Source organism: Chryseobacterium arthrosphaerae (assembly GCF_001684965.1).
Lineage (GTDB): Bacteria > Bacteroidota > Bacteroidia > Flavobacteriales > Weeksellaceae > Chryseobacterium > Chryseobacterium arthrosphaerae.
In genome coordinates, this window is record NZ_MAYG01000001.1 from 587,041 (window position 1) to 610,317 (window position 23,277).

Genomic DNA, 23,277 nt, shown 5'->3' on the forward strand with positions numbered 1-23,277 from the left:
TTATTAATAGACTATGTTTGACAAGCAGCAAAGAAAACTGAAAAGATCCGCCAGACTGATATCCGTATTGAGTAAATATGGTTTTAAAGACCTTCTGGCAAGGATGAACGGAGGAAATAAACAGGAAGAAACTTCAGGAAATCCGGATGAAATTATTTCCAAAGGCACCGTCTATGAAAGGATCAGACTGGCTCTTGAAGAACTGGGACCTACCTTTGTAAAGCTTGGACAGACCTTCAGCAGCCGGGAAGACCTTTTGCCGCCCGAACTGATCCAGGAGCTTCAGAAACTTCAGGATAAGGTGGAAACTGTAGATATGGATGTAGAGGAAGCATTGGAAAATGAATTCAATATTTCCGTGAAAGACCATTTCCTGGAGATTGAGAAGGAGCCTTTGGCTACTGCTTCTATTGCACAGGTGTATAAGGCTGTTTTAAAAGACGGCAGCCCGGTCATCCTGAAGCTCAGAAAACCGGATGTACAGTCTGTGATAGAAGATGATCTGCTCCTGATCAAAGACCTTGAAAAACTCTTGTCTGCCTATTCGGAAATAGGAGAGAAGCTTAATCTGAAGCAGGCGATTTCCACTTTTGAAAAATCATTGCTGGAGGAAGTATCCCTCATCAACGAAAAAAACAATATTCAGCAGTTCCGTCTTAATTTTAAAAACAATAAGGAAACTTACGTTCCAAAAGTTTACGAAGAATTTTCCAACAACAATATCCTTTGTATGGAATTCATTGATGGAATAAAAGTCACGGATAAATCCATTCTTTTAGCCAATGGTATTGATCCTGTAAAAGTTTCTGAAACCGGATTGAGGCTCTTTGTATCCCAGATTTTAGATTACGGATTCTTTCACGCCGATCCGCATGCCGGAAATATCCTGGTAAAAAAAGACGGTAAAATTGTTTTTATTGATTTCGGGGCCGTAGGAAAAATCCAGCCTAATGATAAAGAAATCCTTGAAAATCTGATCGTAAGCTTTGTTGCCAAAAATTCCCATAAAATAGTCCGTTATCTGAAGAAAATGGCTGTGAGCTACGAAATTCCCGATGAAAGAAGATTCGAAAATGATGTGGAAGATATCCTGAACTTTGTTCACAGTTCTTCATTACAGGAAATCAATGTACAGGTGATCATCAACAAAATGAAGGATATTTTAAAGGACAACAGGCTGTACATGCCGGATTATTTTTACCTCCTGTTCAAAGGAATAAGCCTGATAGAAGGTGTAGGGAGAAACATCAATCCTGACCTTGATATCGTAAAGAGCCTTCATCCTTATACCAAAAAGATATTCACCAAAAAGATCAGCCCGAAAAATATTTTAAAGACAGGAATGGACCGGATGATGAACTTCACGGACAACGTTGATGAAATTCCAAAAGAGCTCCGTTCCGTTCTTCAGAAGCTGGATGAAAATAAATTTACCGTCTCCAGCGAGATCAAGAATATAGAAAAAACGAATCAGCTGATTAAATCCAGTGTGATCAACCTTATTTTAGCGATGATTCTCGGAGCCAATATCATTGCCACCGCTATAGTTTTTGCTTCCGAATCCGGCCCGAGAATAGGAGAATTGTCTCTGGTTGCTATCTTAGGATTTGTCTTTTCAGTTATTTTAGTTTTGATACTTTTGCTGAGAGTAACGAGAAAATAGTGCATTCGAAGAAATCCGGAAGAATAATTTAGGGAACTTATACTGTATTTACAGTCCTGATCCCGGACCTCGCATCATGCACTTAAAATCACACCCCAAAAAAATAACTATGAAAAAACTGATTATACCCATTGTACTGTTCTCCGGTTCATTCATGATGGGCCAGGAAGAAAAACAGGAAAAGATCCTGGGAGACTTTGATGGAAACGGAACAAAAGAATATGTTGATGCAAAAGTCACCGATTGCAGTGACGAATGTGACGGAAAATGTGAAACCACGATCTATTTCAGCGATAAAACTATAAAACCTTTCACGATTGCCCCTGCTAAAGGCGGTGCTGTATACAATCTGGGAGATCTGAATGGTGACGGGAAAGATGATATCGGTTTTTTTCCCAACTGGTGTACAAGCTGCTGGCATCCTTTCTATGTCTATACTTTAAGTAAAACAGGCTGGAAACCTCTGGTACCTTCTATTGCCACCCATTGTAATCAGTGGGAAGCAGACCGGTTTCCCATCAGAAAAGACCCGAAAAAGAAAGGAAATGTTATCATCACAACCAGCAAATGGGAAAATGAAGATATTAAAGTTATCAGCAAAAGTGTGAAAGTGAACTAAAAAGCTGAAAAAAATTCAACATACAAAGCTTCATGTTTCCGGCAAAAGTTTAAAAAATTAATTTGCCTATCTTTGCAAAATGGAAAAACTCACTTTTGCGGATTTTGACCTTCCGGTTAAAATTCTTGATGTTTTAGCGGATCTGGAATTATTTGAGCCTACTCCCATTCAGGAGAAGAGTCTGAAGCCTATCCTTTCCGGTAGGGATGTAATGGGAATTGCACAGACCGGAACCGGGAAAACATTAGCTTACCTTCTGCCCGTTCTGAAAACATGGAAATACAGTAAAACAGGAAATCCAACTGTTTTGGTGCTTGTTCCTACAAGGGAACTGGTAGTTCAGGTAACGGAAATCCTTGAGAAGCTTACAGAAAACATCACCGCAAGAGTTATCGGTATATATGGTGGTAAGAATATCAATACTCAAAAACTGTTATTCAATGACGGATGTGATATATTGGTAGGAACTCCGGGAAGAGTGATGGACCTTTCCATAGACAATGCCATCTCTCTGAAAGAAGTTCAGAAACTGATCATTGATGAATTTGATGAAATGCTGAACCTGGGTTTCAGGCCACAGCTGACTCACATTTTTGAAATGATGAAAGAGAAAAGGCAGAATATTCTGTTTTCTGCAACGATGACGGAAGCTGTAGATGAAATGCTGGACGAATATTTTGCAAGCCCGGTAGAAATTTCATTGGCAAAATCCGGAACACCGCTTGAGAAAATTGAACAGACTGCTTATAAAGTTGAAAACTTCAATACGAAGATCAATTTATTGGAATACCTGTTGAAGAACAATGCGGATATGTCTAAGGTGTTGATCTTCAATAACAATAAAAAACATGCCGATCTTCTTTTTACCAAAATTGATGAACTTTTCCCTGAACAGTTCGATGTGATCCACTCCAATAAATCACAGAATTACAGGTTGAAGGCTATGAAAAGCTTTGAAAATGAAGAGATCAGAGGTCTGATTACTACAGACGTAATGGCGAGAGGACTTGATATCTCCAATATTACTCACGTGATCAACTTTGAAACTCCTGATATTCCTGAGCAGTATATTCACAGAATCGGTAGAACGGGTAGAGCAGATAAAGATGGAAAAGCCATTACTTTTGTGACCAAAAAGGAAGAACCTTTAATCCTTGACATTGAATTGCTGATGGATAAGGAATTAAAGTTCAATGATTTCCCTGGAGAGGTTAAAATTAACCCGAACAAGATTGCTTCTGAAAAAGATGAAGTGATCATGAAAAACCCTGCACAGGTAAAACTGAATGAAGGTGGAGGCGCTTTCCACGAGAAAAAAGCCAAAAACATGAAAGAAAACTGGGGCGGGCCTTCCAAAAGAAAAGCACCTAAAAAGTTCGGAGCTAACAGGGCACAGCAAAAAGCGATTTCTAAATCGAAGAAAAAGAAATAAAATAAAAAAACTCCCATCGGGAGTTTTTTTATTTTATTCAAAATTAAGTTTATTACTTTTCAAAATTTCTTTAAACTTATCAAGTTTATTTTCTTCCTTCATTTTTTTGTAGATGTACCCTATAATGGTTTCGGCATCTGATCTGTAAGGAGATTTTTGCTCTATGTAAATAGAATAGGCCTTGCATATATAATTCAGTGCTTTTTCATTATCCTTTAAATACTCATAATAGATCTGCCCGATTCCATAATATACTTCCGGATCCCCGGGGTATATCTTATCGAAGTCAGAATAAGCATCTATAGCTTTCTGATATTCCTTTTTGTAGATATAGGTAATCGCTATATTCTGTAAAGGCATTTTACCTTTGGGATCAATAGCTAATGACTTTTTATAAGCTTCCAGCGCCTTGTCATAGTCCCCGGTTCTTCTATAGCAGATTCCCAGATTATCCCAGGCATAGACGAACTTTGGGTCTTTTTCCAGAGCCGATTTATAATTTTTAATCGCCTCTTTCCAATCTTCTTTTTCCGAAGCCTGTATTGCTTTTTTATAAAAATCGTGAGCTATAGGGTCATTTGAGATTTTATCATGTTTACTTTCAGCAGTGGTGGCAAGTTCTCTGGCCGTATTACAGTTTTTCATCAAATAAGCTTCAATCTCATAATAAGCTTTTTTATATTCATCTGACTCAGGATTGGAATTAATAGTCACATTTACTTTCTTATTTTTAATGTTGTCCTGTTCAATATGTGTATTAGCCTGGCTCAGGCCTTTACTCAGCATATAAGGTAGCACTTTTGGATCAATGCATGAGTGAACTTCTTGATTGATCGCTTCCCTTGTTTTATTGTAAGAATTAATAGAGTCAATACATTTGCAGCTTGTCTCTGAAACTTCTTTTAAAATCTGCTTTGTATCGGGTAGCTTAGCGTCCTGTTTCTGAGCCAAAGTCAGTATGCAAATGAAAATTGAAAATAGAATGGTTAGTCGTTTTTTTATCATGGTTGTAGTTTATTTTAAATAAGGATAGATCACCTTAGTCCAGATTTTATATCCTTCCGGTTTAAAGTGAAGCATATCTTCTACAAAGATGTCTTTTCTAACGTTTCCGTTGGAATCTTCCATAGCTTTGGTAACATCAATGAATTCTGCATGAGGTTCTTTTTTCATAAAAGCAGCAATCTTTTTATTGGCAATTTTCATTTGCGGCCAGATCACTTCTCTGCTCGGAGAATACTTGATGGATATATAATCCACTTCGATATTGGGAAATCTCTCCCTTATTTTTTTGTAAAAACTTTTGTACCTGTCAACTACCACCTGAGCTTTCAGCTGATGATTGTCTGCAAAGTCGTTTTCACCACAATAAATAATGATCTGCTTCGGCTGATAAGGAGCTAAAAGATCGTCAGCAAAATCATTCAGGTCTGTAAGTCTGGATCCTCCGAATCCTCTGTTGATAATGGTTTTATCGGGAAAATAATCTGCGATGTCAGTCCATTTGGTAAATGATGAGCTTCCCAGGAATAATATGGCATCTTTAGGAGGCGGGTTTTGCTGATCCTGTTTTTTGAATTCCTGAATGTCCTGCCAGAACATCGGTTTTTTTTCCTGAGAAAAGGCAATGGTAAAATACAGCAGTAGAAATGCTGATAGAATCTTCTTCATTATATTCAGTTTTAAATTTGAGATAAAAGTAATAAAAAACTCCCGGTTAAAAGGGAGTTTTTATAGTTGATTTATCTTTTATAGGTAATATAGGTGTAGTCCGGAACTTTATCTCCATTCATATCCATCAGCCCGGATTGCTGAACCATTTTTAAATCCTTGCTTGTGAGTACTTCAATTTTAAAGTCTACAGAGCCTTCACCACCAAGTTTGATTCCTATCACTTTAGTTCCTGCATCATAAGTATATCTTCCTTCCGTTTTTGTATCCAGCTGGCAGTCTGTACCTGTCCCTGTATATGCTGTATAGCTCACGTAATAGTCTGTTTTTAAATATAATGTGTTCTTAGCTTCACATCCTGTAAGTACCTCAGTCTTAAGCACAGTTTTATCTTTCCCGGAAATTAGTTCCCTTTTAACTTCCTTCCAGTCTCCCTGCATGATTTCCATATCGTAAGCTTCAAGATTTTCATCTTTACAAGAAGTAAGTGCCAGGGCTGAAAAGGCAAATAAAAGTAGCTGTTTTTTCATTTTCACAAATTTAAGAATATGCTAAAATATAAATAAATTTGAAATATCCGTAATGAAATTACTGTTTTTTAAACAAATGTTTATAAATAAGAGCTTTCTGAAAAAAGAATATGAGATTTTTAAAGGTGTCTGGCTTTAGAAAAGAATATTGTTTACAAGATACAAGATACAAGATACAAGATATTGCCGTTAAACAATTTTTAGTCTTATAACCATCAGGATATCAACATCAATAGGAGCGGGCTTTAGCCCGCTCAACTATAATAATTTAATCTCTAAGGCTTTAGCCAAAACTTAAGAGAATGAATCTCAAATTTACAACTTCAAATTTCAAATCTAATTAATAGCTCATTTCCACAATCTTATAAGCATCCTTTGGAGTCAGCTTTTTATACTCTCCAAGGCCAAGCCAGTTTCTGTCTGTAAAAGCTTTTTCCACTTTTTCTGCAGTACCTTTATACTCCTCCGTATATTCAGAAAGTCTGGTTTTGATATGAAGGCTGTGGAAGAACTCTTCAAGCTTTTTGATTCCTGATTCTGCTTTTTCTTCTATCGTTCCCTCTTTGATTCCCCAGACTCTCTCTGCATATTGAGCCAGTTTTCCTTTTTTATCCTCAAAATTATAGCGGTAGTGGGACGGAGCAATAATTGCCAGCGTTCTTGCATGGTCTATACCGAAATAAGCAGTTAATTCGTGCCCCATAGCGTGTACTGCCCAGTCAGTGATTACACCTTTCTGGATAAGTCCGTTCAGGGCCATTGTACAGCACCACATAAAGTTTCCGGCTGCATCGTAGTTGAAGTCATCTGCCAGCACTTTTGGAGCCGTTTCCTGAAGGCTTATCAGGATACTTTCCGCAATTCTTTCCTGAAGATCAGCAGAAGAAGGAGCGGTCATATATTGTTCCAATACGTGGGTGTAGGCATCCGTAATTCCGTTGACGATCTGATTTTTAGGAATTGACCGGATCACTTCCGGATCCAGCACAGAAAACTGAGGGAAAAGTCCGGGACCTCCTGAAGACAGTTTTTCGTTTGTTTCCCTTCTTGAGATCACATATCCCGAATTCATTTCCGAACCGGTTGCAGGAAGTGTTAAGATACTTCCGAACGGCATTCCTTCGCCTTCAAAAGTTCTTACCTGTTTTCTCAGGATATCCCATGGCTCACCATCATAGTGGGCCGCTGCAGAGATGAATTTGGTTCCGTCAATGACGGATCCGCCTCCTACGGCAAGAAGATAAGTGATATTATTTTCTTTGATAAAGCTTATGGCATTGATCAGCACTTCGTATTCCGGGTTGGCAGGAACTCCTCCGAATTCATAAACGGTATGATCTTTCAAAGCTGCTTTTACCTGGTCATAGACTCCGTTGTTTTTGATGCTTCCGCCTCCGTAGATCATTAATATTCTGGCATCTGTAGGGATTTCATTGGGAATTTTAGCGATTTCACCTTTTCCGAAAAGTATTTTAGTTGGGTTTTTGAACTCGAAATTAAGCATTGTTCTAAATTTATTTTAATCCAAATTTACGGAATGAAAAAAGAATATTGAGTTAATGAAATTTTAAAATTCTATGATTAATTTTCATGAAAGCTATCATACACATCAGTAGTACAGAATGAAGATACTTTAAAAAATAATATGAGTTTTTACACCTTCATCACTTCCTTCTTTCCACTAAATATTCCCGGAGAGATAATCTTTGGCTCTTTTTATAAAACCTTCTTTATCCCTTTTAATATCTTCCAGGAGCTTTTTTCTCTCTTCAGGAATAGTAAGGTACTGATCACCCCAGAGATTGATCTCAACAATCACGGGAATAAGATCTATGCCTTTTTGTGTCAGAAAATAGATGATCTTCAGTTTGTTATCAGGATGGTCTTTTTTATCAATAATTCCATGGTCCAATAAATTCTGAAGTCTGGAAGCCAGAATATTGGTGGCTATTTTTTCATCGGCTTTCAGAAAGTCTCCATAAGTACATTCTTTTTTCAGCATGAGATCACGGATGATCAGCAGGGACCATTTATCACCCCACATTTCCAGTGAGCAGCTGATAGGACAGTCGGATCTTTTTTTGCTCATCAATACGAATTTTAAAATAATACTTGCAAATTGAAAGTGTTTAATTTAAATTTGCTTTTGTTTTGCAAGTAAATTTAATCATAAAAAATTAATAAATCAAATGGAACATTATGATATTGCCGTGATAGGTTCAGGCCCCGGCGGATATGTAGCTGCTGTAAGAAGCGCACAATTGGGCTATAAAACAGTCATTATAGAAAAATATGATACACTGGGCGGAACCTGTACCAATGTGGGGTGTATACCAACAAAAGCATTGTTGGACAGTACTCATCACTACTCAGAAGCCAGGCATAAACTGAAAGACCATGGGATCAGTCTTGAACAGGTAAATCTGGATTTCACTCAGATGTACAGGCGAAAAACAGAGGTTGTTTCAAAAAATACAGCCGGACTCGACTTTCTGATGAATAAAAATAAGATTATCCGTTTGAAAGGAACGGCCTGTTTTGAAAGCAATACAGTATTGAAAATCTTTAATGATAAGGAAACCGTCAGTATTACTGCTGAAAATTATATCATTGCAACCGGATCGAAACCCTCAACAATTCCGGGAGTGGAAATCGATAAAAAAAGAATCATTACTTCCACTGAAGCGTTGTCTTTACAGGAAAAACCCCAATCTATCGTAATCATTGGCGGAGGTGTAATAGGAGTGGAGATGGCTTCTGTTTTCAACAGGATAGGAACCCGGGTAACCATTCTGGAATATGCAGACCACCTGATTGCTGCTATGGACCATGAATTAGGGAAAAATCTTCAGAAAATCCTGAAAAAAGAAGGAGTGGATATCCGTCTCAATCATGCCGTTTATAAAACTGAAAGTTCAGATTCTGCAGCCAAAGTCTTCTTTAAAGATGAAACCGGAAAAGAAGCCGTGATGGAAGCCGAATATATTCTGGTCGCTGTAGGAAGAGCTCCTTATATAAAAGGTCTGGGGCTTGAAAATACAGGGGTGGAAATTGATGACCGCGGATTTATTAAAGTGAATGAAAGCTGCCGGACTTCAGTTCCTTCTATTTATGCCATTGGTGATGTTATTGGTGGAGCAATGCTCGCCCATAAGGCAGAAGAAGAGGGAGTGTTGGTTGCAGAAACAATCAGCGGGCAGAAACGTCATATTCATTACAGCCGTATTCCTTCTGTAGTCTATACATGGCCGGAAGTGGCTTCTGTAGGGCATTCTGAAGAATATTTAAAGAGAAATAATATTCTGTATAAGGCAGGGAAGTTTCCGTTTTCTGCAAGTGCCAGAGCCAGGGCTTCAATGGATTTGGAGGGCTTTGCCAAAGTTCTGGTTGATCCGAAATATGGTGAAGTGCTGGGCGTTCATATTATTGGAGCCAGAGCGGCAGACCTCATTGCACAAGGCGTCATTGCTCAGGAATATGAAGTAACAGCTGAAGATATGTTCCGTATTTCCTATGCACACCCAACCTATTCCGAAGCGTTAAAAGAAGCTTACCTGATTGCCTCCGGACAAGGCGCAATTAATATCTAAAGAAATAATATTAAAATTTAAACCATTAAGATTTTTTAAGCAGGTAAGAATAGTTAAGGGAATAACTAAAGCTATTTTATGTGGCTCGGCGTTTCATTTTTCCGTTAAAGAAGGATCTTATTATCCTTACTTTCTTCAAAATCTTGATGGTTAAAAATATAAGATCATCAATTGTATCGCAGATAAAATCTTCGTGCCTTAAAGACAGTAAGATTGTAAATTAATTTGCGCCCCTGCGTTTTCAAAAATTAAAAGAACAGTTCTCATCTTTAGCAAACACGCCATTGCTTTTTGCTGCCAGCTTTCCGGTTTTTCTGTTGATTTTAATTAAAAAAGACTCTTTTACAGCAGGACACCCTTTTGACTGCATCAGATACATGGAGATATAGCGGTCTTCAATTTTGTAAGTTCCGGAAAAACGATTACCCGTATCTACCCGATAACCATAAGTCTGGGCCAGTAAAATAGCTTCCGGAAGATTGTCTACAGTTCCGATAAAATCTCTCAGCTGCTGCTCATTGGAAAAATAAACAGCCCTCTCATTTTTACAGGCAAGAATATATGAAAAACAGTTGTTTCCAATACATTTCTGAAAAAAACCTTTTTCCGGAACAGGTTCATTGATGGTCATGAAATCAGGAGCCTGGCTTTCATAGATCACAGCTTTTTCATAATCAGGATCATTACTGAGAACACGCCAGTAAGCATAGTCTTTATCGGGAACGATGAAAGGGTAAAGGTAGTCTGTCGTATCCAGGATATCAGGAATTTTTTTATAATCATCAGGAACCTTGATCTGGCTGTAAAACAGATGGGAGAAGATCAGGGAAAATGTGATGATAACTTTCATAGGAGAATGGGTTTACAGTGCAAATGTAAAGAGAATTATTGCAATACAATTCTGTAATAGCCTTTTTCATCTTTTACATCAATTCCAATGCCTGTAAACGTTAATTTATTGATTTGAAAACCATCACAGCCTCCGTTAAATTCTGATGACTGGATTGAAAAATCAAGGTTTTTAATATTAGAATAAAATTTATATTTTTTTGTTCCGTTATAAGCCCCTACATTTTCTAAAATAACCCTGTTCTCAGATGTTTTGGTTAATTCTACATTAACATTATTTTCGTCCTGAACAGAATAGGAGGTTAATGTCCCGTTGGTAATAAGATTTTCATTATTGGAATTGGTGAACTCAAAAACAATGGGTTGTGGTGCATTGTAACAGTCTTTTTCACAAGAGATGAACAGAAGCAGTATAAGTAAGAAAGTAAATATTTTTTTCATAGATTGTAACTGATGTGAAGAGTAAAATTAATGAATAATATTTTGTAGTCAAAATTATACTATACTGATGTGAAATTTATAAAAACTTCATCGGATATTTCACCGTAATATTCCCATGGGAAATTTTCTTCAGTTTTGATTCCATCATTTTTTTTGTCAGAGGTTTCAGGTGGTCGGTATATAAAATTCCCAATGTATGGTCGTATTCATGCTGGATGATTCTTGCCGTAAGACCGGAAAAGGTTTTGTTCTGCATCATGAAATCTCTGTCCAGGTATTCAATAGTAATTTTCCAGGGTCTTTCCACCTTTTGTGAAAGTCCGGGAATGCTCAGGCATCCTTCGTAATCGTGCCAGGTTTCTTCAGAAGAATAGATGATTCTTGCATTGATGAAAGTTTCTTTTATTCCTTTATCATTTTTTTCAAAATACAGAATCTGATCTTCCATATCAAGGTTTTCATAAATAATCTGGCTGTCGACGATGAAAAGCTGTAAAGGATTTCCGATCTGGGAAGAGGAGAGGCCGCAGCCATTGGCATTTTCCATACTGTTCCACATATCATCAATAAGTTTTTGGATCTCCGGAGTATTGCCTTCGGTTTTTAAGCATTTTTGCTTTAAAATAGGATTTCCATACGCTATAATAGGTAAATTCATTGTCTTCGGTTTCCTGCAAAGTTCAGCAGAAGAGAAAAGATATACAATGAACCTATGTTAATTAATCTGTCTTCTGATCCTGCTTAAAGCCTGCGGAGTAATGCCGATATACGATGCTATATATTTCAGAGGAACGCGCCTCAAAAGTTCCGGCTGTTCTGTGAACAACCTTAAATACCGCTCTTTAGCCGTAAACTTCAGCAGGGAAAGCTCTCTTTTATTTTTAGCCAGAAACAGCTTTTCGGAAGCAAAACGCCCCAGATGATTACCCACATGGGTGTTGTCGTAAACTTTCTGCAGGTCATCATGAGAGATCTGCCATACTGTGGTTTCCGCTAATGCCTGCATTTCATATTCAGAAGGAGTCCGGGTAAGGAAAGAATCATAGGCACAGGTAAATTCTTTCTCAAAACTGAAACTGAAAGTATAGCCATATTCATCATCCGGAAGATAAAACCTTACCAGCCCGGATTCTATAAAAGATAAAAAGTTTTCAGTGTTGCCCTGTTGAGTGATGATCTCGTTTTTAGCATATACTTTTCTGTGAAAATGCCCTGCTATAAATGCCCATTCCGATTCCTGAAGTTTGACGATCTGTTCGTAATATTCTCTGATATACCCCATAGGATTGTGTATGATCAGGTAAAGGTAAGGAAAATCAAATTTTTGTAACAGAAAGACATTTCATCATTAAAGATTTAATGTACCATATGTTCCACAAAAGGAACAATTCTGTTATGGTGAATCCTTCCTTTGATATATACCTGATCCCCGTCCTGAAAAACATATTCGCTGACCAGAATATTGTTTAAACCACTGGTTCCCAGAAAAGAACTGATCCATGGATGCCGGCCTTTGAGTAAAGATACCTTGGGGTTTTCAGTGGGTTGGTAATTTTGTAGATAATAAGGTGTTTTATAATTGGTGGCATAAACTTTTTGGGTAAAATGGTTCTGGTCGATCATACCATCCGCCATCCATAATTTAAAATCGATGTCATATAATTTTCCGTCCACAGATACCTGAGTGCCTTTCGGATATCCTGCAATAATACTGTAGTCAAAAGTTTCATAAATTTCTACCGGATCTTTACTTTGCAGGGCAGTACCTACCCGCAGGGCATAAAATGCTGCTTCTTTTCCGGATAAAGGAGCTTTTACCGTTGTATTCGTATGGATGGTACATTTCAGTCCCGGCAACGCTGCTATCTCCTCCATGTGCTGGCTATATTCTTCATCCTGATCCATTGAACCAAGGCTGGAGATCAGAGAACCCAATACCATCATTGAAGAAATGCAGATGAATATAAAAACAGCAGAAACGATAAGGAAGATCTTTAAGGATTTCCTATGAACCGGTGCCCCGTTCGTTTTAATATTCACATTGGCGTTGAAATTGAATTTGATCATAAGAATTCAGATGGATGCCAAAACTAGGTAATTTTCCAAAGCAAAAGCGAATTTTTTTTGTATATCATTCCTTAATTTTTGTCATTTGTCAATTCAACTCATCCTAAAATCACTTACATTTGTGAGTATGAGACACGACCAACGCACAGAAAAATTCAGGCAGATCGTGGAAAATAAATTCCAGATCTACAATTCATTATTTATGAGCCTGCCTTATGATAAAATGACGAATATCGGGATGCTTCTTCCGTTTCTTTGTGAAGAAAGTAAAATAGGCTATGAAGCCGGCAAGACACCCGAAGAAATCGTTGAAGAATTTTTTAAAAACCATACGGATCTTCAGACGGAAGAGCAGAAACTCGAACTGCTTTTTAAGATCATCCAATATATAGAAAGACAGGTAGTACTGTTTGACAGTATTGAAGATGCAGCCTTCCCGAATCTTCATTCTGAAAGTGACAGCGGAACCGTTACCAATCTTTTTGAGCGCTCTTTTCAGGACCATAAGATTGAAAAGGTACGGGAGAAATTAAAAGATTTTAGTGTAAAGGTGGTGTTTACCGCACACCCGACCCAGTTTTATCCAAGCTCGGTTCAAAGAATCATTCAGGATTTAAGAGGAGCAATTACCAGTGATTCTGTGACCCAGATCGATATGCTTCTGCAGCAGCTTGGGAAAACCCCTTTTGTGAATAAAGAAAAACCTACTCCTATAGATGAAGCACTCAGCATCATTTCCTACTTGAGATATGTATATTATGATACGATTGGCGAACTGTTTACGAAAATTAAAAAGACTTTCGGAAACGGGCATTTCCATCTTCATGAAGATATTATCCAGCTTGGATTCTGGCCGGGAGGTGACAGAGACGGAAATCCTTTTGTAACGGCAGATGTTACCAGAAGAGTGGCGGAAGAGCTTCGTTCAGCCATCCTCAAATCTTATTACAGTCACCTGAAATACATCAGAAGGAGATTAAGTTTCCGTGGCGTGGCTGAAGTTTTGACACAACTGAGCGAGGAGCTGTATGCTGCTATTTTTGATGGAAAAACCATCACAGCAGAAAATATCCTGAAAAAAGCAGATGAGGCGGAAAAAATCCTGATCAACGATCATAATTCTCTGTTTCTGGATCTCCTAGTAAACTTCAAAGACCGTGTGAAGATCTTCGGAACCCACTTTGCAACATTGGATATCCGCCAGGATAGCAGAATTCATCAGAAAGTGATTGATGAGGTCTTTGCTAAACTCTATGGAAATGAAGAAGCTACCCAGGAAGAAAAATTCAGTAAGCTGATTCAGGTTTCAGAGAAAGTGAATGCCGATGATTTTGAAGATATTGTAAAAGATACCTTACTGACGGTTTCCCAGGTTTCAGAAATTCAGAAACTGAATGGGTTGAGAGGGATGAACCGTTATATCATCTCCAATTCCGATGCTGTAAAAGATGTAATGAATGTGTACGCATTCTTTACAATCTGTGGGTATAAAGATGAAGACATCAATATGGACATCGTTCCGCTTTTTGAAACAATGGAAGGCCTTGCCAATGCCGAACATGTCATGAATGAGCTGTATCAGCATCCGGTCTATAAAAAGCACCTTGAAAAAAGAGGAAACCAGCAGACCATTATGCTTGGGTTCTCCGATGGTACCAAAGACGGAGGATATTTAAAGGCCAACTGGGAGATTTATAAGGCAAAAGAAGTCCTGACCAGACTTTCAGAACAGAATAATATCAAAGTGGTATTCTTCGATGGAAGAGGAGGGCCACCGGCAAGAGGGGGAGGAAAGACCCACGATTTCTATGCTTCTCAGGGAAAAACCATTGCCAATAACAAAATTGAGCTGACGATCCAGGGGCAGACCATTACCAGTATCTTCGGAAATAAAGAACAGGCAAAATATAACTTTGAGCAGCTCCTGACAGCCGGAGTTGAAAATGATGTGTTTAAGAATGCCAAAAAAGAGCTTACAGAGAAAGAAAGAGCCTTAATTATAGAGCTGGCAGATATCAGCTATCAGAAATACTCGGATCTGAAAGCCCATCCGATGTTTGTACCTTATCTTCAGGAAATGAGTACTCTGGAATATTACGGGAAAACGAATATAGGAAGCCGTCCGTCCAAGAGAGGAAACGGAAGTGAATTGAAATTTGAAGACCTGAGAGCCATTCCGTTTGTAGGATCATGGTCACAGCTGAAGCAGAATGTACCTGGGTTTTTCGGTTTTGGATATGCGATGCAGAAGATGAAAGAGCAGGGTAGGTTTGAGGAGGTGAGAGAACTTTACAAAGGTTCTGATTTCTTTAAAACATTAGTTCTGAATTCTATGATGAGTATGAACAAGTCTTATTTTCCCCTGACGTATTATATCAGAAACAATCCGAAATTCGGGGCATTCTGGAATGTACTCTTCGATGAATATGAGCTGTCCAGAGAAATCATGCTGGAACTTACAGGTTTCAAAATGCTTCAGGAAGAAGATCCTTTATCCAGAAAATCGGTGAAGATCCGTGAGAAGATTGTACTTCCGTTACTGAGTATTCAGCAATATGCATTAATGAAGATTCAGAAAGGAGAAGGAAATAAAGAGGCTTATGAAAAGCTGGTCACAAGATCATTGTTCGGAAATATCAATGCAAGCAGAAATTCAGCATAAATTTATTGAATACGGATTCTACGGTAATATAAACAGGAATGGGCTTTAGTCCATTCTTTTTTATTAAATAAACCATTGGCTTTAGCCAAAACATAGTAAACCTCCCGTCCATTAAACAAATTGAATACGGCTCAGTTTGTCCAATGGACGAGAGAAAAAATTATTCTTTTATAAACTTTTCATAATAAACTTTACCCTGAGTCTGAATTTTCAGATAATATACTCCTTTTGCAAAGTCATCAACTTTTACAGCTTTCCGGTTGCTGTTTTTTCTGATAAGTCTTCCCAGATTGTCATACACTTCAAGAGCCTGGATGTCATTTTCTGACACTACAGTCAGAATATTTTTAACAGGATTCGGGAATAAGGTCAAACGGTCTTTTTTTACAGTTTCAGAAGTATTGAGCACTGCGTTATACACGTTTCCGAAATTGAGAATGCCATATCCCATCTGATCGTTATGATTAGGATAAAGAGAAGCTGTTTGTCTCAGCCTGCTTCTGATCTGTTCCCGGTTCATCGTCGGGAAAGCCTGGATAAAGCATGCCACACCTCCGGCTGCAATCGGAGTAGAAATAGAAGTTCCGTTTACAATGATTGTAGTATTATCATAAACCGTTGTAGTAAAGGTTCCCTGGGCACTTCCGTCCGGTTTTACCACTCCCAGTGAATTAGGCCCGAAAGAGGAGAAATCCGAAGCATTTCCAGCAGAATCTACAGAACCGATAGAAAAAACTTTGGCATTGTCCGACGGCGTTGTAAGGTAATGCCATGGCTGTGTTCCTGAATTTCCGGCAGCCGCAAGTACAAAGATGCCTTTATTAGCTGCAATCTCGGCTCCACGGGCAATGAAGGAGGTATTTCCGTTCATATCTGCATAAGTATAATTGTACCGGGTATCATCAAAAACATGGTATCCAAGAGATGAAGTAATAATATCTACGCCTTTTCTGTCTGCTTCTTCAGCGGCTTCAATCCAGTAGATCTCTTCTTCAGGGACTTCAACCGCAGCATTTTCACTGCGGTAAAGGTAGAAATCAGCATCGGGTGCAGCTCCTACAAAGGTGTTTTCAATAAAACCGCCGATTGCTCCCAGCACCACGCTGCCATGAGTACTCAGAGAAGTATTATAGATATCTCCGGTTTTCGCAACGAAATCATAGGCGGCCTTTATCTGATTGCCGTTCCATAATCTTGAAAAAGCAGCTCCGGTATTTACGGTAGGAAATCCTGCATCAATAACGGCAATAGAAACGCCCGTTCCGGTATATCCTGCCAGGTGAAGCGGACGTATATTCACCTGGTCGATCTGTGCAGAACCTGATCCGTAATTAAAATTTGTCAGAATTTTGTTAAGACTTGTATCGTCCTTCCATTTGCTAGGTGCTTTTTTAAGCCCCGTTGAATTGCTGTTCCTCGCAAAACTTTCCACAGAATGTACAAAAGGCTGGGCCTGCAGCTGTGCTTTCTGCGCAGGAGTGGCATTGACCGCAGCACCATTGAGCCATTTGGAATAATCGGTAACCGTAAACCCTAAATTCTGTAAGTTTTGAAGGTATGAAGGTTCAATAGGAGCATCCTGATCATTCAGCGGAATTCCCAGGGCTGTGCGCCTGTTAAGCGACTTTTGGGAAAGTTCCGAGAGCGGATTGGCATAGAATGCGGCTTTATTGGGCTTGTCTGTGAAATAGACAAAAACAAGTTCAGTTTGTGCAGATACACTGAGGTAACCTGTTAGGAAACAAAAGAGTAAAAGTTTTTTCATATGATTAATTTGTATAAAGATAAAAACAAAATCAATAAAATTTTTGATAGGATATTAAATTCCTTATTTTTACAGAAATATTTGTTATATGAAAAAAATTCAGATGGTTGACTTGCAAAGTCAGTATTACAAAATAAAGAATGATGTAGACAATGCGGTTTTAAATGTAATGGATTCGGCGGCATTCATCAACGGTCCTGAAGTAAAGTCTTTCCAGAATGAATTGGAGTCTTATTTAGACGTAAAACACGTGATTCCTTGTGCCAATGGTACAGATGCATTACAGATTGCCCTGATGGCTTTAGATCTGAAAGAAGGAGACGAGATCATCACTGCAGATTTTACTTTTGCGGCTACTGTAGAAGTAATTCACCTGCTTAAATTAAAATCAGTACTGGTAGATGTGGATTATGATACCTTCACTATTTCTACAGAACAGATTAAAAAAGCGATTACGCCAAGAACAAAAGCGATCATTCCTGTACATATTTTTGGGCAGTGCGCCAATATGGAAGAGATTTTGAAAATTGCTGAAGAGCACAATTTATACGTAATTGAAGACAATGCTCAGGCAATCGGTTCAGAATATACATTCTCTGACGGAAGTGTAAAACAGGCCGGAACAATGGCTACTGTGGGTACAACCTCTTTCTTCCCGTCGAAAAACCTTGGATGCTATGGAGATGGTGGTGCAATCTTTACCAATAATGACGAATTGGCACACCGTTTAAGAGGGATCGTCAACCACGGAATGTACGAAAGATACTATCATGATGAGGTAGGTGTGAACTCCCGTTTAGACAGTATTCAGGCAGCTGTTTTAAGAAAAAAACTTCCACACCTTGACTCTTATAACGAAGCAAGAAGAAAAGCTGCAGATTACTATGATGAAGCATTCGCCGGAAACCCGAATATTCTTACTCCGAAAAGATCAGAAAACTCTACCCACGTATTCCACCAGTATACTTTAAGAATTCTGAATGGAAAGCGTAATGAACTTCAGAAATTTTTAACGGAAAAAGAAATTCCTGCAATGATCTACTATCCGGTAGCACTGAGAAAGCAGAAGGCTTACTTCCAGGAAAGCAACGCTGCAGACTTTGTGAATACAGACAAACTTCTGGATCAGGTGATTTCTTTACCGATGCATACGGAATTAGACGAAGAGCAGCTGAAGTATATTACGGATGCAGTGCTTGAGTTTATGAAATAATGAAAAATACAATATTTAAATATAGAATAATTGGAATCGTCATATTGGTATTTCAGTTGCTTTTATTTTTGTTTTTTGGCTTTGGCACTTACAGGTCTTTTTCAGAAATCAGTACAGAGAGGATCTTTTCAACAGAAAACTTTATTTTTCTCTTTACCCTGACGGTATTTATAAGTGCATTTTTAAGTCTGACAGCATTCTATAAAAGGAGAAAAGTTATTCTATATTTAAATATAAACTATATTTTAGTTTTATCGTTTTTTATTTTTGAATATATAAAGTTTATGATCGAAACCTCGTTTGAGGAGGTTGATGTTTTAATATTATTTCTGATTTTTTCTATTACATCAGCCTTTCTTTTGATGACAAATATTTTTAAAAATAAAAAAGTACAATTTTTAGAATTAGAAGATATAGGAAAACACAAAGATTAAAAATAAAATGGCAATACTTGTTACCGGAGGACTTGGATACATTGGTTCCCACACTGTAGTAGAACTTCTCAATAACGGCTTTGAAGTGGTTATTGTAGATGATTTATCCAACTCAGAAAGGTTTATTTTAAATAATATTGAGGAAATTACAGGCAAAAAGCCGGTTTTTTATCCTTTTGACCTGAGAAGAAAAGAACTTCTCAGCCAGGTTTTTGATGCCCATCAGATTGACGGGTGCATCAATTTTGCTGCTTCTAAAGCCGTGGGCGAGAGCCAGGTGAAGCCTGTGGATTATTATGAAAATAATCTATTCTCCCTTATCAATATCCTTCAGGAATTTAAAGAAAGGGAAATATCTAATTTTATTTTCAGCTCATCCTGTACGGTTTACGGGCAGGCAGATACAATGCCAATTGACGAAAGTACTCCTTTGAAAATGCCGGAAAGCGTATACGGAAAGACCAAACAGATGGGGGAAGAAATCCTGATCGATTTTGCAAAGGCCTATCACCGGAAAATATCGTTACTGAGATACTTCAACCCGATTGGGGCACATCCGTCTGCAAAGATCGGAGAATTGCCTTCGGGAATTCCTAATAATTTAGTACCTTACGTTATGCAAACGGCGGCTGGAATCCGTGAGAAACTAAGCGTATGGGGTAATGATTATGATACAGAAGACGGAACCCCGATCCGTGACTATATTTATGTGGTTGATCTGGCAAAAGCGCACGTGGCAGCATTAAAAAAGCTGATGAAAGACCCGTCCTCGGATGCTGTGATCGATACCTATAACCTGGGAACAGGAAAAGGCTCATCAGTATTGGAGGTTATCAGGGCATTTGAAGAGGCAAATGGAGTAGAGGTGCCTTATCAGATCTGTGCCAGAAGGGAAGGCGATATTACCATTGCCTATGCAGACCCGCAGAAAGCCGAAAAAGAGCTTCACTGGAAATCTGAAACTTCCCTGGAAGAATCTTTAAGAACAGTTTGGGAATGGCAGAAGTACCTGAATACCAGAAATTCATAAAACAGACAATTTAAAAACAACGATAAAACAAATTACAAAATATCTTCCCTGAATCTCCGGCCTTTTATGCATTTAAAAGAACCTTTGTTCCGGCGAAATTTTAATTAATTTTATATTAATATGAAGACACAAAGAATAGGTATTACATTTTCCTCATTTGATTTATTACATGCAGGGCACATCAAAATGCTTGAAGAAGCTAAGACCGTATGTGATTATTTAATCGTAGGACTTCAGATTGACCCGTCTCACGATCGTCCCAACAAAAACAAACCGAGCCAGACGATTGTAGAACGTTATATTCAGCTGAAAGCAGTAAATGCTGTAGACGAGATCATTCCGTATTATACAGAAGAAGACCTGCTGGATATTTTAAAATCATTCGTTATTGATGTAAGGATCATTGGTGACGATTATATGGACAGAGACTTTACAGGTAAGCAATACTGTGAAGAAAAAGGAATTGAGATCTTTTATAACAAAAGAGATCACAGGTTTTCCACCAGCGACCTGAGAAAAAGAATTTACGAAGCTGAAAAAGAGAAATACTCCAAAGCAGAACAGGTAAAATAAGAACAATAAAAAATAAAAAAATCCCGAAAATTAATTTTCGGGATTTTTTATTGTATTACATTGGACCGCCTTGCTGATCATCACCGGCCTCATTGGCATTGATGTCTTTTTTCTTTTTAGGCTGTTCTATCTTTTCACCCTGCTTAAATCTGTAGGTTAATGAAATAGAAAACTGCCTTGGCTGCCACTGCATATAATTTCTACGGGTATAATCACTGTTGAAGCTGTAAACTTCTCTGCTTCTTGTATTGAAGATATCCTGGATATTGAAGGAAATTGTTCCGTCTCCTTTCCAGATGGTTTTGGAAGCTCCAAGGTTCAGGGCATACATATCCTGTGTATCCTGGTTGGCCGATTTCTGTGCCCCTCTATAGAATCCCTGTAACTGTACACTTAAAGTTTTATCAAGCTTGAAGGTTGTGTTAAGACGGGCTCTGGTAGAAAAACCGCTTCCGGTAAAATTCATATCACCTACTTTGGCATTACCATTCTTGTCCTTCGCATCATAATAAGCAATTCCGGTGGTTTTATATCCGAACATATCCAAACTACCCATTATTTTTAACCATGCGAAAGGATCATACGTGAAGTTAAGGTCTAAACCATAACGGTCATCATTACCAAGGTTGATAGGTTTCGTATAGAAAACACTCTTACTTTCATCCGGTCTGTACACAAGCATTTTGGTATCATCCGTGGCATGTCTGTAGTACAGGGTAGGGTTTACCGTGAATTTCTTTCTGGTGATGTTATAACCTACCTCAAATGAGTCTACATAAGACGGGTTCAGGTCAATATTCCCTTCAAAAATATTCTGGCTGTTGCTGTAATTGGGGAAAGGAACCATGAAGAATGACCTTGGTCTGTCAATTCTTCTGGAATAGTTGACCAAAATCTGATTGTTCTTAGATACATCATAGCTTAAGAAAACACTCGGGAACAGATTGTTGTAATTCTTTGTTTTGTTCAAAGGTTCTTTTTCCGGGTTTTGGCTGATGTAATTGATCTTCACATTGGAAAGCTCATCCCTTAATCCAAGCTGATAGGCAAAATTTCCGATCTTACTTTTAAACTGCAGATAAAATGCATTGAAAGTCTCCCTGTAATCCGTATTGTTATTAAAATCCGAAATAAAAGGGTTGTTTGAAGTACTGCTTACAAAATTGTCATACTTATTGTCGTTGATGTCTATTCTGTATCCTGCTTCAAGCTTAGATTTCTCACCTATTGGAAGTTCATAATCGGCTTTTCCTATAACCGTTTTGCTTACAGAATGTCTTCTGGTCACATCGTGGATGTCAGGCAGAAGGTCATTTGTTTCCAGAATGTCTGCATTGTTGTTGCTTCTGTTTCTCTGTAAACTCAATGATACGGATAAGTTCTGACCTTTATCATCAAATTTATGATCCAATCCCAGATCTCCCTGGAATGCCAGGTTGTTGAAGACACTCTTGGAATCTCTCAGCCCGAAAGGGTTTAACAGCTTCCAGGTTCCCGCTACACCTTCTGGATCAGAAGAATCTTTAAAGAAACGGTGAAAACTTTCTTCCGTATTCAGCAGTTCATTTCCATCCCCTTCAAATGTTCTTACCAAACCTGTTAGGTTGATCGACGTTTTTTCAGACAGATCATGCACAAAACCGGCACTTACGTTATAATTTTTGTTATAGGTTTTATTCGTGGAATTTTGCAGCTGATGAAGAAGAACATCGTTAGGCTGTTCACCTTTTACGATTTTCGGGAAATTAATGCTGTGGTAAGTCGTTTCAGAATTATTTTTTGTCTTATTTTCAGTGTAACCGCCGCCGCCGTTCAGAAACCAGGTCCAGTTGTTTTTTCTCCAGCTCAAATTGGTGTTAAGGGAGGTTCTCGGGAAATATCCCAACGATCCTACAACACTACCGTTGAATCCTACTTTCTTGCTCTTTTTAAGGATAATATTCAGAATTCCCGAAGTTCCGCTGGCTTCAAATTTAGAAGAAGGGTTGGTGATCACTTCAATTCTTTCAATCTGATCTGCCGGAATACTCTGCAAAGCATTGGCGCCGTCATCAATTCCCAGAAGGGCAGAAGGTTTCCCGTTGATCAGGAATTTTACATTGGTGCTTCCTCTCATGGAAACCGTTCCGTCAGTATCCACAGAAACCGAAGGAACATTCGTAAGGACATCCTGAAGGCTTCCTCCTTTACTTACAATATCCTGTGAAGGATCATATGTTTTTTTATCAAGCTCTACCTTGTAAGGCTTTGCTGCAGATGCCGTAATAACGACTCCCTGAATCTCTTTGGTTTTGCCATCAATAGTAGTTGTAGCTTCAGGTTCTATAGATAATGCACCAATATTACCTGCTGCAGTAATATTTTTGCTGACCACACTTTTCTTGTAGTCAATAGCCTCTACTGTAATGTCGTAATCTCCGGGAGCAAGCTGAAGTTTGTACTGCCCCTTTTCATCAGTAAGAACCGCGTCACTCAACGCAGTGTTGGCCTTATTGCTGAAAGTAACGGAGGCATAAGGAACCGGCTGGTTCTTCTTATTGACAATCGTTCCCGAAACGCCTGCTTTCTCCTGGGCAAAGGCCATAGCCGCTGCCGAAAGTACCAAGGTAAGCCCTAAAGTTTTTCTGGTGAAAATACCGACAATTTCTGTCTTATTCTTCATAGGTTATTTTTTTGTATAAAATCGTGAAAGGATAACCCTTAATATTTTGAATTTCTATATCAACCTGATTTTCAAA

At 38.4% G+C, this 23,277-nt stretch carries 21 protein-coding genes; 9 read left to right on the forward strand and 12 right to left on the reverse strand.

Annotation, left to right across the window (positions count from 1 at the left end):
* Positions 1 to 13 precede the first annotated feature (13 nt).
* The 3 genes from BBI00_RS02595 (at position 14) to BBI00_RS02605 (ending at position 3,714) form a co-directional block, all read left to right on the forward strand.
* Positions 14 to 1,663, forward strand: coding sequence for an ABC1 kinase family protein (locus BBI00_RS02595; protein WP_065397304.1), 1,650 nt, complete (start codon positions 14 to 16; stop codon positions 1,661 to 1,663).
* A 109-nt stretch (positions 1,664 to 1,772) separates the two neighbouring features.
* Positions 1,773 to 2,282 carry a hypothetical protein gene (locus BBI00_RS02600; RefSeq protein ID WP_065399589.1) on the forward strand — a complete coding sequence of 170 codons (510 nt, stop codon included), beginning with the start codon at positions 1,773 to 1,775 and terminating at the stop codon, positions 2,280 to 2,282.
* A gap of 79 nt (positions 2,283 to 2,361) precedes the next feature.
* A complete protein-coding gene (locus BBI00_RS02605) occupies positions 2,362 to 3,714 on the forward strand; it encodes a DEAD/DEAH box helicase (RefSeq protein WP_065397305.1) in 1,353 nt (450 codons plus the stop codon).
* 33 nt (positions 3,715 to 3,747) lie between these two features.
* Here BBI00_RS02605 and BBI00_RS02610 read toward each other — a convergent pair whose 3' ends face one another.
* The 5 genes from BBI00_RS02610 to BBI00_RS02630 form a co-directional block, all read right to left on the reverse strand.
* Positions 3,748 to 4,719 (reverse strand): tetratricopeptide repeat protein, encoded by a 972-nt coding sequence (locus BBI00_RS02610; protein WP_083988401.1) that lies wholly within the window; start codon positions 4,717 to 4,719, stop codon positions 3,748 to 3,750.
* A 9-nt stretch (positions 4,720 to 4,728) separates the two neighbouring features.
* Positions 4,729 to 5,385: a GDSL-type esterase/lipase family protein gene (locus BBI00_RS02615; RefSeq protein ID WP_065397307.1), complete on the reverse strand. Its 657-nt coding sequence runs from the start codon at positions 5,383 to 5,385 to the stop codon at positions 4,729 to 4,731.
* Between the two features lie 71 nt (positions 5,386 to 5,456).
* Entirely contained in the window at positions 5,457 to 5,915 is a 459-nt protein-coding gene (locus tag BBI00_RS02620) for a lipocalin-like domain-containing protein (RefSeq protein ID WP_065397308.1), read from the reverse strand.
* A 340-nt stretch (positions 5,916 to 6,255) separates the two neighbouring features.
* On the reverse strand, positions 6,256 to 7,419 hold the full coding sequence (locus BBI00_RS02625; RefSeq protein WP_065397309.1) for an iron-containing alcohol dehydrogenase: 1,164 nt from the start codon (positions 7,417 to 7,419) through the stop codon (positions 6,256 to 6,258).
* A 177-nt stretch (positions 7,420 to 7,596) separates the two neighbouring features.
* Positions 7,597 to 8,004 (reverse strand): winged helix-turn-helix transcriptional regulator, encoded by a 408-nt coding sequence (locus BBI00_RS02630; protein ID WP_065397310.1) that lies wholly within the window; start codon positions 8,002 to 8,004, stop codon positions 7,597 to 7,599.
* A 100-nt stretch (positions 8,005 to 8,104) separates the two neighbouring features.
* Here BBI00_RS02630 and lpdA point away from each other — a divergent pair, with 100 nt between their 5' ends.
* The gene (lpdA, locus tag BBI00_RS02635; RefSeq protein ID WP_065397311.1) at positions 8,105 to 9,505 is read left to right on the forward strand and encodes a dihydrolipoyl dehydrogenase; all 1,401 of its coding nucleotides are present in this window, start codon (positions 8,105 to 8,107) and stop codon (positions 9,503 to 9,505) included.
* A 241-nt stretch (positions 9,506 to 9,746) separates the two neighbouring features.
* On the opposite strand, the gene BBI00_RS02640 is transcribed toward lpdA, so the two are convergent.
* From BBI00_RS02640 to BBI00_RS02660, 5 genes are all read right to left on the reverse strand, one after another.
* Entirely contained in the window at positions 9,747 to 10,355 is a 609-nt protein-coding gene (locus BBI00_RS02640; RefSeq protein ID WP_065397312.1) for a hypothetical protein, read from the reverse strand.
* 35 nt (positions 10,356 to 10,390) lie between these two features.
* Positions 10,391 to 10,795: a hypothetical protein gene (locus tag BBI00_RS02645; RefSeq protein WP_065397313.1), complete on the reverse strand. Its 405-nt coding sequence runs from the start codon at positions 10,793 to 10,795 to the stop codon at positions 10,391 to 10,393.
* 76 nt (positions 10,796 to 10,871) lie between these two features.
* Positions 10,872 to 11,453, reverse strand: coding sequence for a peptide deformylase (locus BBI00_RS02650; RefSeq protein WP_065397314.1), 582 nt, complete (start codon positions 11,451 to 11,453; stop codon positions 10,872 to 10,874).
* Between the two features lie 57 nt (positions 11,454 to 11,510).
* Positions 11,511 to 12,077 carry a Crp/Fnr family transcriptional regulator gene (locus BBI00_RS02655; protein WP_065397315.1) on the reverse strand — a complete coding sequence of 189 codons (567 nt, stop codon included), beginning with the start codon at positions 12,075 to 12,077 and terminating at the stop codon, positions 11,511 to 11,513.
* Positions 12,078 to 12,151: 74 nt separating this feature from the next.
* The gene (locus tag BBI00_RS02660) at positions 12,152 to 12,862 is read right to left on the reverse strand and encodes a hypothetical protein (RefSeq protein ID WP_065397316.1); all 711 of its coding nucleotides are present in this window, start codon (positions 12,860 to 12,862) and stop codon (positions 12,152 to 12,154) included.
* A gap of 127 nt (positions 12,863 to 12,989) precedes the next feature.
* Here BBI00_RS02660 and BBI00_RS02665 point away from each other — a divergent pair, with 127 nt between their 5' ends.
* A complete protein-coding gene (locus BBI00_RS02665) occupies positions 12,990 to 15,524 on the forward strand; it encodes a phosphoenolpyruvate carboxylase (RefSeq protein ID WP_065397317.1) in 2,535 nt (844 codons plus the stop codon).
* 160 nt (positions 15,525 to 15,684) lie between these two features.
* On the opposite strand, the gene BBI00_RS02670 is transcribed toward BBI00_RS02665, so the two are convergent.
* Positions 15,685 to 17,289, reverse strand: coding sequence for a S8 family peptidase (locus BBI00_RS02670; RefSeq protein ID WP_065397318.1), 1,605 nt, complete (start codon positions 17,287 to 17,289; stop codon positions 15,685 to 15,687).
* Positions 17,290 to 17,377: 88 nt separating this feature from the next.
* Between BBI00_RS02670 and BBI00_RS02675 the strand changes: the two genes are divergently transcribed.
* The 4 genes from BBI00_RS02675 to BBI00_RS02690 all read left to right on the forward strand — a co-directional run bounded on the left by BBI00_RS02675 (position 17,378) and on the right by BBI00_RS02690 (position 20,539).
* Positions 17,378 to 18,502: a DegT/DnrJ/EryC1/StrS family aminotransferase gene (locus tag BBI00_RS02675; RefSeq protein WP_065397319.1), complete on the forward strand. Its 1,125-nt coding sequence runs from the start codon at positions 17,378 to 17,380 to the stop codon at positions 18,500 to 18,502.
* On the forward strand, positions 18,502 to 18,936 hold the full coding sequence (locus BBI00_RS02680) for a hypothetical protein (RefSeq protein WP_065397320.1): 435 nt from the start codon (positions 18,502 to 18,504) through the stop codon (positions 18,934 to 18,936). Before BBI00_RS02675 ends, BBI00_RS02680 begins: the two co-directional genes overlap by 1 nt.
* A 7-nt stretch (positions 18,937 to 18,943) precedes the next feature.
* Positions 18,944 to 19,966 carry a UDP-glucose 4-epimerase GalE gene (gene galE / locus BBI00_RS02685; RefSeq protein ID WP_065397321.1) on the forward strand — a complete coding sequence of 341 codons (1,023 nt, stop codon included), beginning with the start codon at positions 18,944 to 18,946 and terminating at the stop codon, positions 19,964 to 19,966.
* Positions 19,967 to 20,086: 120 nt separating this feature from the next.
* Positions 20,087 to 20,539 (forward strand): adenylyltransferase/cytidyltransferase family protein, encoded by a 453-nt coding sequence (locus BBI00_RS02690; protein ID WP_065397322.1) that lies wholly within the window; start codon positions 20,087 to 20,089, stop codon positions 20,537 to 20,539.
* Positions 20,540 to 20,594: 55 nt separating this feature from the next.
* On the opposite strand, the gene BBI00_RS02695 is transcribed toward BBI00_RS02690, so the two are convergent.
* Positions 20,595 to 23,201 (reverse strand): TonB-dependent receptor, encoded by a 2,607-nt coding sequence (locus BBI00_RS02695; RefSeq protein WP_065397323.1) that lies wholly within the window; start codon positions 23,199 to 23,201, stop codon positions 20,595 to 20,597.
* Positions 23,202 to 23,277: the final 76 nt, after the last annotated feature.

Coding starts and splice junctions, on each gene's coding strand:
- BBI00_RS02595 (WP_065397304.1), top strand. CDS start 14: ATGTTTGACAAGCAGCAAAGAAAACTGAAAAGATCCGCCAGACTGATA.
- BBI00_RS02600 (WP_065399589.1), top strand. CDS start 1,773: ATGAAAAAACTGATTATACCCATTGTACTGTTCTCCGGTTCATTCATG.
- BBI00_RS02605 (WP_065397305.1), top strand. CDS start 2,362: ATGGAAAAACTCACTTTTGCGGATTTTGACCTTCCGGTTAAAATTCTT.
- BBI00_RS02610 (WP_083988401.1), bottom strand. CDS start 4,719: ATGATAAAAAAACGACTAACCATTCTATTTTCAATTTTCATTTGCATA.
- BBI00_RS02615 (WP_065397307.1), bottom strand. CDS start 5,385: ATGAAGAAGATTCTATCAGCATTTCTACTGCTGTATTTTACCATTGCC.
- BBI00_RS02620 (WP_065397308.1), bottom strand. CDS start 5,915: ATGAAAAAACAGCTACTTTTATTTGCCTTTTCAGCCCTGGCACTTACT.
- BBI00_RS02625 (WP_065397309.1), bottom strand. CDS start 7,419: ATGCTTAATTTCGAGTTCAAAAACCCAACTAAAATACTTTTCGGAAAA.
- BBI00_RS02630 (WP_065397310.1), bottom strand. CDS start 8,004: ATGAGCAAAAAAAGATCCGACTGTCCTATCAGCTGCTCACTGGAAATG.
- lpdA (WP_065397311.1), top strand. CDS start 8,105: ATGGAACATTATGATATTGCCGTGATAGGTTCAGGCCCCGGCGGATAT.
- BBI00_RS02640 (WP_065397312.1), bottom strand. CDS start 10,355: ATGAAAGTTATCATCACATTTTCCCTGATCTTCTCCCATCTGTTTTAC.
- BBI00_RS02645 (WP_065397313.1), bottom strand. CDS start 10,795: ATGAAAAAAATATTTACTTTCTTACTTATACTGCTTCTGTTCATCTCT.
- BBI00_RS02650 (WP_065397314.1), bottom strand. CDS start 11,453: ATGAATTTACCTATTATAGCGTATGGAAATCCTATTTTAAAGCAAAAA.
- BBI00_RS02655 (WP_065397315.1), bottom strand. CDS start 12,077: ATGGGGTATATCAGAGAATATTACGAACAGATCGTCAAACTTCAGGAA.
- BBI00_RS02660 (WP_065397316.1), bottom strand. CDS start 12,862: ATGATCAAATTCAATTTCAACGCCAATGTGAATATTAAAACGAACGGG.
- BBI00_RS02665 (WP_065397317.1), top strand. CDS start 12,990: ATGAGACACGACCAACGCACAGAAAAATTCAGGCAGATCGTGGAAAAT.
- BBI00_RS02670 (WP_065397318.1), bottom strand. CDS start 17,289: ATGAAAAAACTTTTACTCTTTTGTTTCCTAACAGGTTACCTCAGTGTA.
- BBI00_RS02675 (WP_065397319.1), top strand. CDS start 17,378: ATGAAAAAAATTCAGATGGTTGACTTGCAAAGTCAGTATTACAAAATA.
- BBI00_RS02680 (WP_065397320.1), top strand. CDS start 18,502: ATGAAAAATACAATATTTAAATATAGAATAATTGGAATCGTCATATTG.
- galE (WP_065397321.1), top strand. CDS start 18,944: ATGGCAATACTTGTTACCGGAGGACTTGGATACATTGGTTCCCACACT.
- BBI00_RS02690 (WP_065397322.1), top strand. CDS start 20,087: ATGAAGACACAAAGAATAGGTATTACATTTTCCTCATTTGATTTATTA.
- BBI00_RS02695 (WP_065397323.1), bottom strand. CDS start 23,201: ATGAAGAATAAGACAGAAATTGTCGGTATTTTCACCAGAAAAACTTTA.